Origin of the sequence: Listeria farberi (genome assembly GCF_014229245.1) — a bacterium.
GTDB lineage: Bacteria > Bacillota > Bacilli > Lactobacillales > Listeriaceae > Listeria > Listeria farberi.
The window spans coordinates 100,013-114,457 of sequence record NZ_JAARZJ010000005.1 but is presented as its reverse complement, the minus strand read 5'-3'; the positions used below and the strand labels follow the sequence as shown (position 1 = coordinate 114,457).

General features: G+C 38.4%; 14 protein-coding genes. 2 read left to right on the top strand and 12 right to left on the bottom strand.

Annotated features, from left to right (window positions below):
- From HCB45_RS06090 to HCB45_RS06080, 3 genes are read right to left on the bottom strand one after another with little or no spacing between them, the layout of a single operon-like run.
- Complete coding sequence (locus HCB45_RS06090; RefSeq protein ID WP_185619245.1) at positions 1–1,359, bottom strand: PTS sugar transporter subunit IIC; 1,359 nt, start codon at positions 1,357–1,359, stop codon at positions 1–3.
- Between the two features lie 12 nt (positions 1,360–1,371).
- Positions 1,372–3,774 (bottom strand): glycoside hydrolase family 9 protein, encoded by a 2,403-nt coding sequence (locus tag HCB45_RS06085; RefSeq protein WP_185619243.1) that lies wholly within the window; start codon positions 3,772–3,774, stop codon positions 1,372–1,374.
- Entirely contained in the window at positions 3,771–4,736 is a 966-nt protein-coding gene (locus HCB45_RS06080; protein ID WP_185607962.1) for an ROK family protein, read from the bottom strand. Before HCB45_RS06080 ends, HCB45_RS06085 begins: the two co-directional genes overlap by 4 nt.
- Before the next feature lie 201 nt (positions 4,737–4,937).
- On the opposite strand from HCB45_RS06080, the gene HCB45_RS06075 reads away from it, so the two are divergent.
- Complete coding sequence (locus HCB45_RS06075) at positions 4,938–5,993, top strand: LacI family DNA-binding transcriptional regulator (protein ID WP_185619241.1); 1,056 nt, start codon at positions 4,938–4,940, stop codon at positions 5,991–5,993.
- Positions 5,994–6,009: 16 nt separating this feature from the next.
- The gene (locus tag HCB45_RS06070; RefSeq protein WP_185319591.1) at positions 6,010–6,819 is read left to right on the top strand and encodes a Cof-type HAD-IIB family hydrolase; all 810 of its coding nucleotides are present in this window, start codon (positions 6,010–6,012) and stop codon (positions 6,817–6,819) included.
- 36 nt (positions 6,820–6,855) lie between these two features.
- Here the strand turns inward: HCB45_RS06070 and HCB45_RS06065 are convergent, their stop codons facing one another.
- From HCB45_RS06065 to HCB45_RS06025, 9 genes are all read right to left on the bottom strand, one after another.
- A complete protein-coding gene (locus HCB45_RS06065) occupies positions 6,856–7,194 on the bottom strand; it encodes a DUF4064 domain-containing protein (protein ID WP_185319592.1) in 339 nt (112 codons plus the stop codon).
- Positions 7,195–7,427: 233 nt separating this feature from the next.
- Positions 7,428–8,303, bottom strand: coding sequence for a S66 family peptidase (locus HCB45_RS06060; RefSeq protein ID WP_185619239.1), 876 nt, complete (start codon positions 8,301–8,303; stop codon positions 7,428–7,430).
- A gap of 80 nt (positions 8,304–8,383) precedes the next feature.
- Positions 8,384–10,285 (bottom strand): beta-glucoside-specific PTS transporter subunit IIABC, encoded by a 1,902-nt coding sequence (locus tag HCB45_RS06055; protein WP_185319594.1) that lies wholly within the window; start codon positions 10,283–10,285, stop codon positions 8,384–8,386.
- 204 nt (positions 10,286–10,489) lie between these two features.
- Positions 10,490–11,131: a copper homeostasis protein CutC gene (locus tag HCB45_RS06050; protein WP_185619237.1), complete on the bottom strand. Its 642-nt coding sequence runs from the start codon at positions 11,129–11,131 to the stop codon at positions 10,490–10,492.
- A 53-nt stretch (positions 11,132–11,184) separates the two neighbouring features.
- On the bottom strand, positions 11,185–11,889 hold the full coding sequence (locus HCB45_RS06045) for an SIS domain-containing protein (RefSeq protein WP_185619235.1): 705 nt from the start codon (positions 11,887–11,889) through the stop codon (positions 11,185–11,187).
- 27 nt (positions 11,890–11,916) lie between these two features.
- On the bottom strand, positions 11,917–12,744 hold the full coding sequence (locus HCB45_RS06040) for a PTS system mannose/fructose/sorbose family transporter subunit IID (RefSeq protein WP_185319597.1): 828 nt from the start codon (positions 12,742–12,744) through the stop codon (positions 11,917–11,919).
- A complete protein-coding gene (locus HCB45_RS06035) occupies positions 12,719–13,522 on the bottom strand; it encodes a PTS mannose/fructose/sorbose/N-acetylgalactosamine transporter subunit IIC (protein ID WP_185319598.1) in 804 nt (267 codons plus the stop codon). Before HCB45_RS06035 ends, HCB45_RS06040 begins: the two co-directional genes overlap by 26 nt.
- Positions 13,523–13,540: 18 nt before the next feature.
- Complete coding sequence (locus HCB45_RS06030; RefSeq protein ID WP_185319599.1) at positions 13,541–14,032, bottom strand: PTS sugar transporter subunit IIB; 492 nt, start codon at positions 14,030–14,032, stop codon at positions 13,541–13,543.
- The gene (locus HCB45_RS06025; protein WP_185619234.1) at positions 14,032–14,433 is read right to left on the bottom strand and encodes a PTS sugar transporter subunit IIA; all 402 of its coding nucleotides are present in this window, start codon (positions 14,431–14,433) and stop codon (positions 14,032–14,034) included. Before HCB45_RS06025 ends, HCB45_RS06030 begins: the two co-directional genes overlap by 1 nt.
- Between the last annotated feature and the right edge of the window lie 12 nt (positions 14,434–14,445).

Genomic DNA, 14,445 nt, shown 5'->3' with positions numbered 1-14,445 from the left:
TTAAACTTCTCCATTCGTTACTGTTTCTGCTTCTATGTTTTCAGCAGCTTTTTGTTCTAAAACATATGCACGGTTAGCTACAAGTACAAATGGTAAGTAAATAAGCGTTCCAACGACGATAATTGCGATTTGTAAAATGGAAGCGCGAATGTCCCCACCTGTTGCAAGATACCCTGAAAGTACTGGTGGCGTTACCCAAGGAATCAAAATATAAGTCTGGCTAATCCAGCCCCATGAAGTTGCGAAGTACGCCATTGCCGTTGAAGCTAGTGGTGCGATAACTAGTGGAATACCGTAAATCGGGTTGAATACAACTGGCAAACCGAACATAAGTGGTTCACTGACATTGAAAATACTAGGGATTAAGCCAAATTTTGTTACCATGCGATGATCTGGTCGTTTTGAGGCAATGAAAATCGCGATAACTAAACAAATAATTGTTCCGCCACCACCCATGTATACAAAAGCATCTAAAAATGGTTGGGTAACGATGTTCGGTAAAGTTGTTCCTGCATTCACCGCATCAATGTTTTGTTGTAAAGAAGTTAAAAGAACTGGTCCAGAAATCGCGCCTAATACGAACGCGCCGTGAATACCGAAGACCCATAAGAATCCCGCTAAGAATACATAAAGTAGAATTCCTGGTAACGTTTGGAACCCACCAACTAATGGAATTTGTAGAACTTTTACGATAATTTCTGGGATACTCATTGATACAAAACTAACTACAAGTACTTCAATAATTGCTAAAATACTTAGCACTAAGAATGATGGAATTAAAATGTTAAATGATTTTGCAATTGCTGGTGGAACACTTTCTGGCATAGAAATTTTTAATTTTTTACTTTTCGAGAATTTTGCAAGCATGGTGATACTGACTAAAGCAGCGATAATCGCAAGGAACATACCCGTTGAACTTGTCATTTCTTGTGTTAAAACGCCGCCAGCTTCAAAGGATTTTCCGTCAACAGACATTAAATGAGAAGAAGCTGGGATTAAGACAACATAGGCAGCTACGGCTATAACCCCTTCCGTACGACCTTCCATTCCGTATGATTTAGCTAAAAAGTTACCAATTAAGAACGCTGCTAAAATCGCCATGATACCAAGTGTTGCATTATAGACTTGAATACCTACACCCAAATAATTTTCTACATTGGGAATGAATTTAAGCAGACCGTTTTCTGGTTGAAGCAACACATTATTTACAAGTAAGAAAAATGCTGCAATAATCGTAATCGGAATCATCGCTGCAAAGCCATCACGAATTGCCATGATATGCTTTTGGGATGAAATTTTTTGGGCAAAAATTGATAATCCTTCAATAAATCGACTAGATAAACTTCTCTCTGAACTCATTTTTTTGTCCTCCTATAACTTTCCTGTTATTTTGTTTAAATCTGCTACAATTGACATCCATTTGCCGGCATTACCGACCCAAACTTCCTTATAAGTTGCATTATTAAACTCCGGCCAGTATGGTTCATCTTCATTTCTAAAAGTTTCCATTCCAACTGGTATTTCTCCTGTGATTTCGCCATTTAGTACACTGTATTGCTGTGCGTAGCGATAACCTTCGCCGTGCATCATTGATTGTCCAAATGGGTTCATTCCTATTACCCACTGCAATTGGCCTTCTGCAATATTTAAGAGCGCCTTGTCTTGCAAAATCTTCCCAGCAATTGATGCCGCTTTTCCTGCCGAAAGTAAAATGGCGTTATTTCCTCTAAACGAGAACCAAATCGGGAATTTTCGCAACGCTATCTCATCATTTATTTTGATACCTTGTTCGTATTGCAATTGGTATTCTTCTATCGCTCGTTCATCAATGAGTAAATGCTGTAAGTGAAAACTTGCTTCGTCTAAATACTCCTCTTTTTTGTAAAGTCCTGCCGGAATGAGCGGATATGGTTTAGTGAAACGTGTTACTTTTTTCAAATAGTCACCATACATTTCGACCGCCTGTAGCCAAGTTTGTTTTTCGGCGTGATCTGGTTGCGTTTCAAGAGCCGCCTCAAGTGCCAGTAAATAAAGATGTTCACGTGCTTGATGATTAAAATGCTGAATAACTTTGTGTGATTTATCTCGGTAGAAAAATCCTTTATAAAGTTCATTCGTCTCGCTGTCCCTAATTCCAGCTTTTTCTTGCGCTTCTAACATCAAAACTAACCACTCGGCCGCTTTTTCTGCGTATATTTCTTTGTTTGTTAATTGATAAACCATCGAAGCCGCCCACGAAGCAGTCGCATAATATAGACTTTCTGAGGTTTGATACGTATGCTCCCAGAAAATCGGTTTTTGCCCAGTTCCATGTTTTTCCAGTTCCGCAATCGCAAAAAGCAAATCTTCTTCCGCAATTCTTATTAAATGATTCTGCATAGTGGCGTTATCCTTGATTTGATTGCCGATATACGCTTCAATCCCAGCACAATAAAAATTCTCATAAGCTTGATTATGAACCCGCGCGATTGCGTCATCCATGCCACCAACAAGGCCATCCGTCCATCTCGTCATACCTGCACTTGTCGCTCTAAAACCATCTCCAAAACGTGTTTTCAAAATAAAATCTAATCCCCACTCGCCTTCTTCTAAAAGGCGCATCCGCAACATTTCATCTTTTTCAGATAAACTCGCAGCCATTTCATATAAAGCCATCGTTACTTCCGCTGTTTGAATAAGTTGTTGTGAGACATCACCTGCGTCATGCCAGCCACCATTGAAAGACAACTGTTTTCCATCATGTTCAGCGATAATATCCGCGTGACAAGTCGTATGTTTCCCAAAAATCGGACAACCACAACGTTCACAGAAAATAAAATTAAGTGATTTCCAGATAGAAGATTCCCAAATCACTTCGGAAGTCCCAATTTGGAAAATTTCTGTTTGCATATCAGCAAATTTTAAATAATACTCACCCAAAGTTTGTAAATCAGAAAAGTCGAGAATACGAAAATTTCCTGTTTCTGTGGTATTTTGGTAACTTTTTCCAGTGAAAACTACTTTATCCGTTTCTTTTTCGTGAATTGTAAAGCTAGTTGTTTCTAGTTTATTCGCACAAAACGCCACTTTTGGCATATCTTTGGAATAACCGTTGTGGGAATAAATTAGCGAATTATCTTGCGGAATCCAGCCCTTGGAGATTTCTGGCTCACTAATTTGCTCTAGTTTAATTTCACTAATGAATAATTCCATTGTTCCAGCAGTCAGTCGCTCCGGGCCATTCAAATAATAACTAAAACTAATTTCTGTCATTTTATCCCGTGGCAATCCTTCAATTTCAAAAATCACATCGTTCCATTCCTGGTTAATTAAATTCACGCCATGAACACCTTCGCGCCCATATATATCAGGTACTTTCACGGTTCCATCATTTTTAAAACTAATCATTAAATATGGATTCGTTACACCAGGAAAATCTGGAAAAACTTGAATTCTCATCCGATTAAAGCTGTTCCAATCTTCATTTTGGAGTGGCGCATATATGAGAACGTTACCAAAATTGGTGTAATCACCGTCATCTGGCGCACCTGCTGGCCAATGTGGCATAACGACTGGAGAAGTCAACTTAATCTCGCCTTGATCAGATATAATAAATTCTCCAGCACCTTGATGTGAAAAATCCAAGGAAACCTGTTTTTCAGAGCTAAACAATGTTCTACTTGATAAAACTTGTTTCTTTTTCGCTATCGTTTCTAGCGCATGTTCTGTTTCAATTGGAAGTGGTCGATGAATAATACCTGTTTGCACAATTTGTTGCTTCATTTTCGGCTTCATTCTTGTCCTCCTTCATTTCCTAGTCTCATTCCAATAACTGCCGCCCCAATTAAACCAACTTTATCCTTTTCAAGCTGTGAGCGAACAACGCCTTTTGTAACAAAACGGATTGTATTACTTTGAAGATTAGCTAGTATCTTTTGGAAAAAAAGCTCGTTTCTTGTCACGCCTCCGCCTAGAATGACACATTCTGGATCTGTCGTCCGAACCATATTCATAATTAAATTAGCTAGCTGAAGCGTTGCGTTATCAATGATTTTTTCAGCAAGTTTATCTTTTTGTTCTGCTGCATGAAGAACCATTTTTCCAGTTAATTCGGCTTTATTATCAGCAAGAAGGGATGTAGGATACTCATTTAAATGTCTAAGCGCTTCTTCTTTTATTCCAAGGCCAGAAGCAAGACGCTCCACACAGCCGCGTCTGCCACATCCACATAGTACATCGCTATGAATATCTACGACGGCGTGACCAATTTCACCAGCGTTAAAGTGCCCACCTTGTGTAATCCGTCCGTCTACCACAAATCCAGCAGCAAGACCAGTGCCAACATTTAAATAAATAAAATCGTTTGTTTCTCGCCCCCAACCAAATTGTTTTTCAGCCATTGTTGCGCAAACTACATCATTACCAAGCCTCACTGGCAATCCCGTTTTCGTTTCTAAAATTTCCGCTAGTGGTGTCGGATTTGTTTTTCCTGGTTCGATTTCTAGCCAAATGCCCGCCTTGTAATTTACGCGTCCTACTAGGCCCACACCAATCCCAACTTGTTTTGTTGCTATAAAACCAATATTTTCCGAATAATCATCTAGCGCATTTAGCAGAACTTCTACCGCTTTGGCTTGATTTTCTGTATTGCTCGGGTAGCTTTTGGAGTGCAGCACCTCCCCATCTTTTGTTACTTCACCGATTAAAATTTTAGTGCCACCTAAGTCAATGCCGATGACAGATTCTTGTATGTTCAACTATTCCACCTCATTTTTGGTAACGTTACCAAATTAAAACATTTGTTGATAGCGCTTTCTAACATAGAATAACCGGATAATTTTGATATGTCAACCCTTTTTTGCTTATTTTTGATAACGTTACCAAATTTCGCTTGTTATTTAGACATAAATAGGCTACACTTAAAATAGCTAAAAACGCTTACGAGGTGAATATTCCTAATGAAAAAAATAACTATACAAGAAATTGCGAAACTTAGTGGTGTTTCTGTTTCTACTGTCTCACGAGTCATCAATAATAGCCCCTCGGTTTCAGCTGTGAAACGCAAAAAAATCCAAGCTATCATTGATGAACATAATTACACACCTAGCGTATTTGCTCGTGGAATGGTTAATAAGCAGACAAAGAATATAGGCGTTATTTTACCAGATATTTCTAATCCCTATTTCATTTCACTTATAACGCAAATTCAAAAATTCGCACTAGATTATATGTTTTCAACGATTCTGTTCAATACAATGCTTGCGGAGCCAAATAATAAAAATAATCAACATTCCCTAACTGAAGAAGATTACTTGAAAATTATTTTAGAAAAACAAGTGGATGGTTTACTTATTTTAGGTGGCGAAATTGATAAAGAAGTTGTTCCAAAAAACTACATCAATGCTTTAAATCAACTAAACAAAGAAATTCCCGTTGTTGTTATCGGGTCAAAAATTCCTGAACTCAACTGTTTATTTATTGAGCGTAATTTAAAAAAAGGCGTAACAACTTTAGTTAGCCATCTAACTGCACTTGGTCATAAAAATATTGGTTTTATTGGCGGAGAAGCTGGTGTAAAAATCACCTCCTACCGATTGGAATCTTTTAAGGCTGCTATGGCTAATTACAAACATCCGGTTAATGAAAAGTGGATTGTTCTTTCTGATTACTATACAGCCGATGGTTATGCGGCGATGACTACACTTCTGGAGAATAGTCCTACTTTACCTACCGCTCTTGTAGCAATCAATGATAATGTTGCAATTGGGGCGATTAGGGCGATTAATGACGCGAAACTTTCTTGCCCTGAAGACATCGCAATTGTTAGCTGTGATCAATTTATGAATGGCGATTACCAAACTCCGCGTTTAACTTCCATGGATCAACACAATGAATATCTTGGTAAAATGGCTATTTTACAACTAATTAGCGCGATTAACGGTCAAGTCGAGCCAATGATAATTAATCACAATCCAGAATTAATTATCCGTGAATCATGCGGCTCTAAGCTATAACGAAAGGAAGGTCCATTTGGAAAAATACTTAATTTGTTCTGATTTAGACGGAACATTACTACAAAAAAATCAAACAATTTCACCAAAAACACTAAACTTATTGCAACAACTAATAGAAGAAGGTCACCATTTTGCCGTTTCCACTGGTCGAATGTATAATTCCGCAACAGACTTTGCCAAACTCGTTCATCCAAAAGCAGACGTTATCGCCTCAAATGGTGGCGTAGTGGCAGTTTCCGGCGAAATCATTCAACAAGAAAAAATGAAACAATCTGCATTACTAGAAACATTTTTATTATGCCAAGACCATGATTTACCCGTGTTTTTCTTCTCGACTGACACCGTTTACTACACTAAAAATCCACCTTATTATTTTACTGATGAAGAGGATAAAGGTCGCGTAAATGCAACAAAACTCGTTGCAATTAAAACAAAAGAAACCTTCTTGGAACATGCTGACCAGTTCATTAACGGCATTGTCATTGAAGAAGAGGATTTCGATAAACTTGCAATCCTTCGAAACGAATTAGAAAAACTATCTGATGTTTCTATTCTTTCTTCTCATGCAAATAATATCGAAATTTTGCCCAAAGATATGGATAAAAAATATGCCGTGAAAAATCTCGCTGCTCATTTAGACATCAAACCAGAAAATGTCATTACTTTTGGTGATGGTGAAAACGATATTGGAATGCTTGAAGTAGCTGGTGCTGGGGTCGCAATGGAAAACGCGAGCGAACTCGTGAAAAAAAGCGCCGATTATGTAACAACAGCCAATGACGCCGACGGAATTTACTACTTTTTAAAAAAATATCTTTCATGTTAAAACAAAAACGCTACCCACATGGACAGCGTTTTTGTTTTATTCTTCTATTGAAGCAGCTTCTTCATAGTTAATTAGTGCAATTAATCCACCAACAGCTAGTAACACGATTGGTAGTAAGAACATGATGGAAATCGACATGGTACAACCAATTGCAGCTGCAACCATCATTGCTCCACCAAGACGAGGTTTATGCGAAACAACAAACGAGCCTGCAAGCCCCACCCCTGAAAGCACAAGCGAACCAATCGTTAACATATAGAAGAAAAACGATTCCTCTTCTAAAGCCTGTGAAATATCAGGAATAACAAGAACCATCAAACTAAATCCAATACCCATTGCCGCCCCTAAAAAGCCAAGTAATCCTTCAACTTTCATGATAAAAACTCCTTTTTCATACGCATTTTCTTTTATGTTATCATTTTAACAAAAAATTGAATAGTTTTCAGCTTAGAAAAATAAAAAAAAGACCGACAATCAAGTCGGTCCAAAAAGGGAGTTTAGGATTTTAAGGAATTCTACAATTAGCAAAAAGGGAGTAAAACTAATTGTATTCCTTGCTTACAAGTTCTATATTAAAGGTCAATTATGAATATTTCGCAATAAAAATATTAAAAATTTGTTAATGTTTCACGTGAAACATTAATTTTTGTTCCAATTATGCATGGTTTTGCTTCGATACTATGACCGATTTCCTTAGTTCGAAAAACAGGCAACTTATATTTTAATCCAATCTGTTGATATAAAGTGCCTATTCTGTCGTATTCCCCATTTTTCTCAGCCTCAGTGTGTTCTCCCACAACTATTCCTGAGCATTTCGAAAACACATCTAACTGTTCTAATTGCGCTATGTAAGAAGCAATTTTCGCCTCTTTTCCACCTAAACTTTCTAACAAAATTATTTTGTTCGAGACATCAGGCATAAATTCCGTTCCTGCTAGTTTCAAAAAGCAGCGGATATTACCACCCACGATCTCACCCGTGCTCCATTCAAAATCAGTAAGGGAATTCCCATTTATCGCAATTTGATTCTCGAAAAACGCGTTTTTGAATTGAGCTCGTTGTATCTCGCTAGCTTCACTTACTAAATTTCGCAGTAAGTAATTAAAGCCAGGCCGTTTCGTCTTCGCAAGAATTGCATTTAATATCACGGTTAAGTCACTATAACCGATAAAAGGCTTGTCTGCTTTTTGTATAATGTCAAAGTTAAGGTATGGTAATACTTGATTAGCCGCATCCCCGCCCGAAAAATCAAAAATCATTTTCACATCCGGATTTTGATATAGTTTCATTAATTCAGCTGCTCGTTCCTCAGGAGTACCACTAAAAGGCGAACTATCTGTTTGAAAAATAGTCTTCGCAAAAATCACCTGAAGTCCAAATTCCTTTTCTAAGACTTGTTTAAGACGCTTCAGATCCTTCTTGTCTTCCTTTTTTCGGCCATCAGAACAACAAATTATCCCTATCAAGTCACCTTTTACTAACATCCGCTCACCACCTATTTTTACCTCAGTATAACATAAAAACAGCTTGAGCAGATGTTTGCCCAAGCTGTTTTTAATGGATTTTAGATCACTAATGTGATTAAACGATCTTCTAATTTAGCTTCTTTAGAATCAGTGATCATTACGTCTAAATATGAACCTGAGTTTGTGATAACTACTGGAGTTGTTACATCATATCCAGCTTCTTTAATACTTTCAATGTCAAATTCGACTAATAGTTGACCTTTTTCAATTACATCACCTTGTTTAACATGTGCTGTAAAGAATTTACCTTCTAATTGAACTGTATCCATACCGATGTGGATTAATACTTCTGCACCGTCTTTAGTTGTAATACCAATCGCATGTCCAGTTGGGAAAATAGTTGTTACTGTTCCCGCTGCTGGAGCTACAACACGTCCAACAGATGGGATAATTGCTACACCTTTTCCAAGTGCACCGGATGAAAATGCTTCGTCTTTTACATCTGCTAAAGTTACGATTTCGCCAACTACTGGAGCTGGAATTGTTTCACGTTCGATTAAAGTTTCGCCTTCTGTTACGTTAGTTTCTTCTACAACTGCTTCAACTGGATCTTTGAATCCTGCTACATAAGTTAAGATGAAACCAAGGATGAAGCTGATAACAATTGCGATAACTACCCACCAGAATGCACTTGTAATACCAGCGCCTGGTTGGAAGAAGTTAGGAAGACCGAAGATTCCAAGTCCACCCATGATATAAACTTTTGCACTTACAAAACCAATGATTCCACCACCAACAGCACCTGCGATACAGCTCATGATAAATGGTTTTTTCAGTGGTAAAGTAACCCCGTAAATCGCTGGCTCAGTTACACCAAAGATACCGGAAATAAATGCTGGAATACTAAGAGATTTGATTTTTTTGTTTCTAGTTTTGAAGAATACTGCTAATACTGCACCGATTTGGGCAAAAGAAGCACCGAACATCATTGCAAGCACTGGATCTGAACCAAGCGTTGTTAAGTTGTTGATTGCCACTGGAATAAGACCCCAGTGAAGTCCAAAGATAACGAATACTTGCCAGAAACCACCTAAGATTAAACCAGCAACAACTGGGCTTAAGTTATAAATCCAAATTGTTCCTGCTCCAAGTAATTGACCAGCCCAAGTTGCGATTGGTCCGATTACAAGGAAAGTAATTGGAACTACTACTAATAGTGTACAGAATGGAACTACGAAAGTTTTAATTACATCGGGAATGATTTTTTTGAAGCCTTTTTCTACTTTTGAACCAAAATATGTTGCTAAAATAATTGGAATAACAGAAGATGCATAAGACATCAAGATAACTGGAATTCCTAAGAAAGTTACGTGAATTGGAGATTCAAAAATTGTTCCTGCAAAAAGTGTGTAAATTGGGTCACCTGCTGAAATACCTGCAAGCGTCGGATAAACTAGGGCACCACCAATTGCCATCCCTATAAATATGTTTCCGCCGAATTTTTTCATCGCTGTGAAACCTAGGAAGATTGGGAAGAAGTAGAATAAACAATCCCCAATTGCATAAAGTAGTTGGTAAGTACCTGAAGTAACTGTAATCCAACCAAATGCTGCAAACATTGCTGTGAAACCTTTAATCATACCTGTTGCGGCTAATACACCTAGAACTGGTGTAAATACGCCGGAAATCATATCGATAAAACGGTTGAAGATATTACCACTTGCCGGAACATTACTATCGTCTCCTTCAGCGGAAATACCACCAACTTCTAATACTGCTTTGAATACGTCTGGTACGTGGTTACCAATAACTACTTGATATTGACCACCACTTTTAATTACGGAGATTACTCCATCAAGCTTTTCAATTTCTTTTGTGTTCGCAATATTCTCATCTTTCAGTTTAAACCGAAGTCTGGTAATACAATGGAAAACACTATTAATATTTTCTTTTCCGCCGACATTTTTCAAGATGTCTTTTGCTAACTGTTCATATTTCATTTTGACGACTTCCTTCCTCTTTTTGGTTTTTTGGGCAAAAAGAAAAACCTAAGCTCATTCGAGGACTCCACGCATACACGTGTCCTACAAATCAGCTTAGGTTTTGCCCAATGAATTGGTAACAATCCTTTGTGATGAGATAAATATATCATATAAAGAAAACGGTTGCAAGCCTTTTTTTAAATTTTTTTTATTTGGGGAGTTTTAGCGCTCCCCAAACAAGTCAGTGCCATGTATTTCAGTCGCTCCTGTTTCTTTTGTAATCCATTCCATATTGTGCGATTTAATTCCTCCACCTGGTAAAATAATGATTCGTCCTGCTGCGTAATCAATATATTTTCGCCAGTGAACAAAAGTTTCTTCGGGAAGTTTAGCACCGTCACCACCGTGCGTGAGAATTCGCGTAACGCCTTGCTCAGCTAACCAGTCTATTGCCGGTAATTTTTCTATTTCTACTAACTCATCAAATGCCATATGAAAAGTCACTTCTAAACCTTTTGCGGCTTTCAACAATTCATTTATGGCTGGTTTATCTAATAATCCCGCATCCGTAATACAGCCGAAAACCACGCCATCAGCTGACAATTTCTTGTACATCAAAATATCCTCAATCATAATCGTAATTTCTTCTTTTGTATAGATAAAATTTCCTTTTCGGGGACGGACCATTGCCATTACACTTACATTTTTTTCATGGCAAACTTGCGCCACATAGTTCGTAACCCCGTAACTAACCGAAGTTCCGCCCTCCGCTAGATTATCACAAAGCTCAACTCGATTCGCTCCAGCCGCAATAACCTTCTCTAAGTTAGTAGTGTTTTCAATGCATGCTTCTTTTAAAACCATCATCTACCCTCCAAAAAGCGCGAAAATAATATTTATTTTCGCGCCCATTTTTATTATAAATGGAAAATCCGATCAGCGAATTTATCTTCAATCGCAAAATTGTATTCGTAGCCACCATCAATATTTGCACTACGATAAACAGGGGGCGTATAGCCTTTTTCAAGCATAAGTTCCACTGCTTCATAGATTGTCTGTTGAAGAAGCAGAACAGCTGAGAATGATGATGTGCCACAAACTTTTCCTTCTAAACCGTCTAGTTCAAGTGCCGCATCCCCTTGGACCGAACGATTATCTAAAATAACATCCGCAAACTCGTACAACAGTTTCCCAGAAGAGTGTCTTGAAGTTGCTGTTTGCGAGGCATCAAGCGCTGTTACAACAATTAATTTACAACCCTGTGATTTAATCCATTCTGCAAGCTCGATTCCCATCGGATTACGCCCCGAATTAGAGATAAGAAAGAAGATATCATTTGGTTTTGCTTGTAATCTATGAGTAAGCAAGGAACCAACGCCCTCAATAGATTCATAGTAGCCACCCGCGGGATCCATAATAACTTTTGACGGAATAAGTCCTCCAGCTCTTCCACATACTTCAATTGCTGCTGCATAAGAGTGCCCGCTACCAAATGCTTGAATAATCCCATCATTCATAATACTGTCTGCCACTAGTTTTGCCGCTTGATGAATACTTTTTGCCTGCGTTTGTTCTAGTTCCTCTGTTAATTCACGTGCTTTGTCAAAAAATGTTAAGCCCATTTTGTCTATTCCTCCAATTTTTATATTTTAACCTAGAATTTTTAGGTTAAATAAAATAATCGCGATAACCATTACTAATAATATTGCCTTCGTAGATGTCATTTTTTTATGGCCTAAAAGTGCATAGATTAGAGCCACGAGTAAAACTGGAACGAGGGAAGGCATGATTTGATCGAGCATATCTTGCATTTTAAGTTCTACTTTCCCTGACTTATAAACGAAAGGAACAGTTGCTTTAATTACGGTTGGTATTAACGCTCCGACGACTGTAACTCCCAGTAAAATTGCCGCATCGGTTAACGCGTTAAGTCTGTCCGCGAATTCGGTTACTAGTTTCGCACCCTGCTTATAACCTAATGGAAGTAAGGTGAATCTAGCTCCTACAACTAAAATATTAACCAATACCCAAATAACCACACCCGTCACATTACCTTGAAGCCCCATATACGCTGCAATTGATCCAAAAATGGTTGGCAAAATAACACCAAAAATCGTATCACCAACACCAGCAAAAGGTCCCATTAAACCAGTTTTCAATCCAGTTACAACTTCTTTTGCTGCTTTCTTTTCTCGTTCTTCAATCGCCATATCCATCCCTAGAATCAAACCGCCGACCATAGGATTCGTATTGAAAAATTGGTTATGCATATTCATCATATCTTTTAAGTCATCATCCGTTTTATAGAGCTTCCGAAGCGTTGGCAAAATACTATAAAGATATCCAGTCGACATCATACGTTCATAGTTCCAACAGATTTGGCTGGCAAACAACCAACGAAAGTTTGCTGCTATTAAATCGCGTCTTTTGAGGACTTTCTCAAAATCCTGCTCAGTCTTCGTATTCGCCATCTTCATTCTCCTCCCCAACTAGTGCTGCGCCATTTGCCCCTACAGCCACTGGATTTTTGAAATTTTGTTTGAAGTAGATGATTGCCAAAGCTACACCAATTAGTGCGACACCTAGCATTGGTACTTTTAGATAGGCAGCTGCTACAAAACCAATGATTAAATAGGCAACGAATTTGTTTGTCGGTAAGTAACGAAGGAGAATCGCGATACCAACTACCGGAAGAATACCACCAGCTACCCGAAGTCCACCCATCAGCCATTCTGGAATCTCATTAAGAATGAAATCAACTACGCTTTGTCCGAAAGTCAACATGATAAATACTGGAACAGCCCGTGATAAAGCCCATGGTAGCGCCCCATACCAAATGTTCCTTTTAACTGCTGAGATATTTCCCGAAGCAATGTTCGAATCAATCCGGTGCAAGAAAAACGTATTAGTAAATCTTGCTAAAATATCTAATTGAACCATTAAAAGCCCCACTGGAATTGCAAGTCCAATTGCAAATTCCGCATCTTGACCAGATAAAACAGCAAATACTGTTCCTACAATTGCTCCTGTTGTAAAGTCAGGAATCGACGCGCCGCCGTATGTACCGACACCTAGAACCATCAGCTGTAAAGTTGCCCCAATCGCAAGTCCGAGCACCATGTCACCCATAATGATTCCAGCGAGCGTTCCTGTTATTACAGGGAAATTAAGCCCAATTACTAAAGTTAAAGCATCAAGAATGGTACAAGCTGCGAGTATAACTAACAATATAATCTGCCAAACTGCTAAATCCATTGTAGTTCTCCCTTCTTATTACTTATTTTTTAATAAACTTGCAAATTCGACCGCATCTTCACTCGGAACCATTTGAGCAGTGATTTTTATGCCTTTTTGAGATAAATAATCAAAATCTTCCAAATTTTCATCTGTCACGCTTACTGATTTTTTGATTTGATGGCTCCCTGCTTTAGTCGACATATTTCCAACATTGATTTGGGAAAGTTCTACGCCCGCATCCACTAATCCGCGAAGAGCACGAGGTGATTTTACAATTAAGAAAACTTGTTGACCTACATATTTGCCGTTATTAATATTAGTTGCTGCACCTTTTACTGTCAAAATGCTTAATTTAACACCAGCTGGCACTGCGGTTTTTAAGGCAATTTTTTCCATTTCATTTTTCACAACCGCATCATCAACAATCATGATTCGCGTTGCTTTTATAGTATTGGTCCACATTGTTGCTACTTGTCCGTGAATTAGTCTCTCATCTACGCGTACGTGTTTAATTCCGTTGCTTCCCATCAGTCCTCTTCCTCCCCATCGTCACTTACTATCGTATGACTCGCTTTTAATTCCACAAATTGAGTATTTTCTTTTGCACCAAGCATCGCTCCCTCCAAACTTTCTCCAAGGCTAAGTGGAATGATTAATCCTAGCGACAAACCTGATATAACTTTGACTTCTGGATGTTGCGCACTAAATATTTGAGCCGCATTACACGGTGTCCCACCAACAATATCAACTATGATAGCGGTTTCATTTCCAGGTGAATAAACAGCCGTGTAGGCATCTAATACATCCGTCACCCCCATTTCTTCAGTAAAAGTAATAGGTGAAATATTGGTTGTTTGACCGGTAATCATTTGACAGCTATTTTTCACTTCCTGCGCGTACCGGCCATGAGCTGCGATAATATATTCCAAGTAATTAACTCC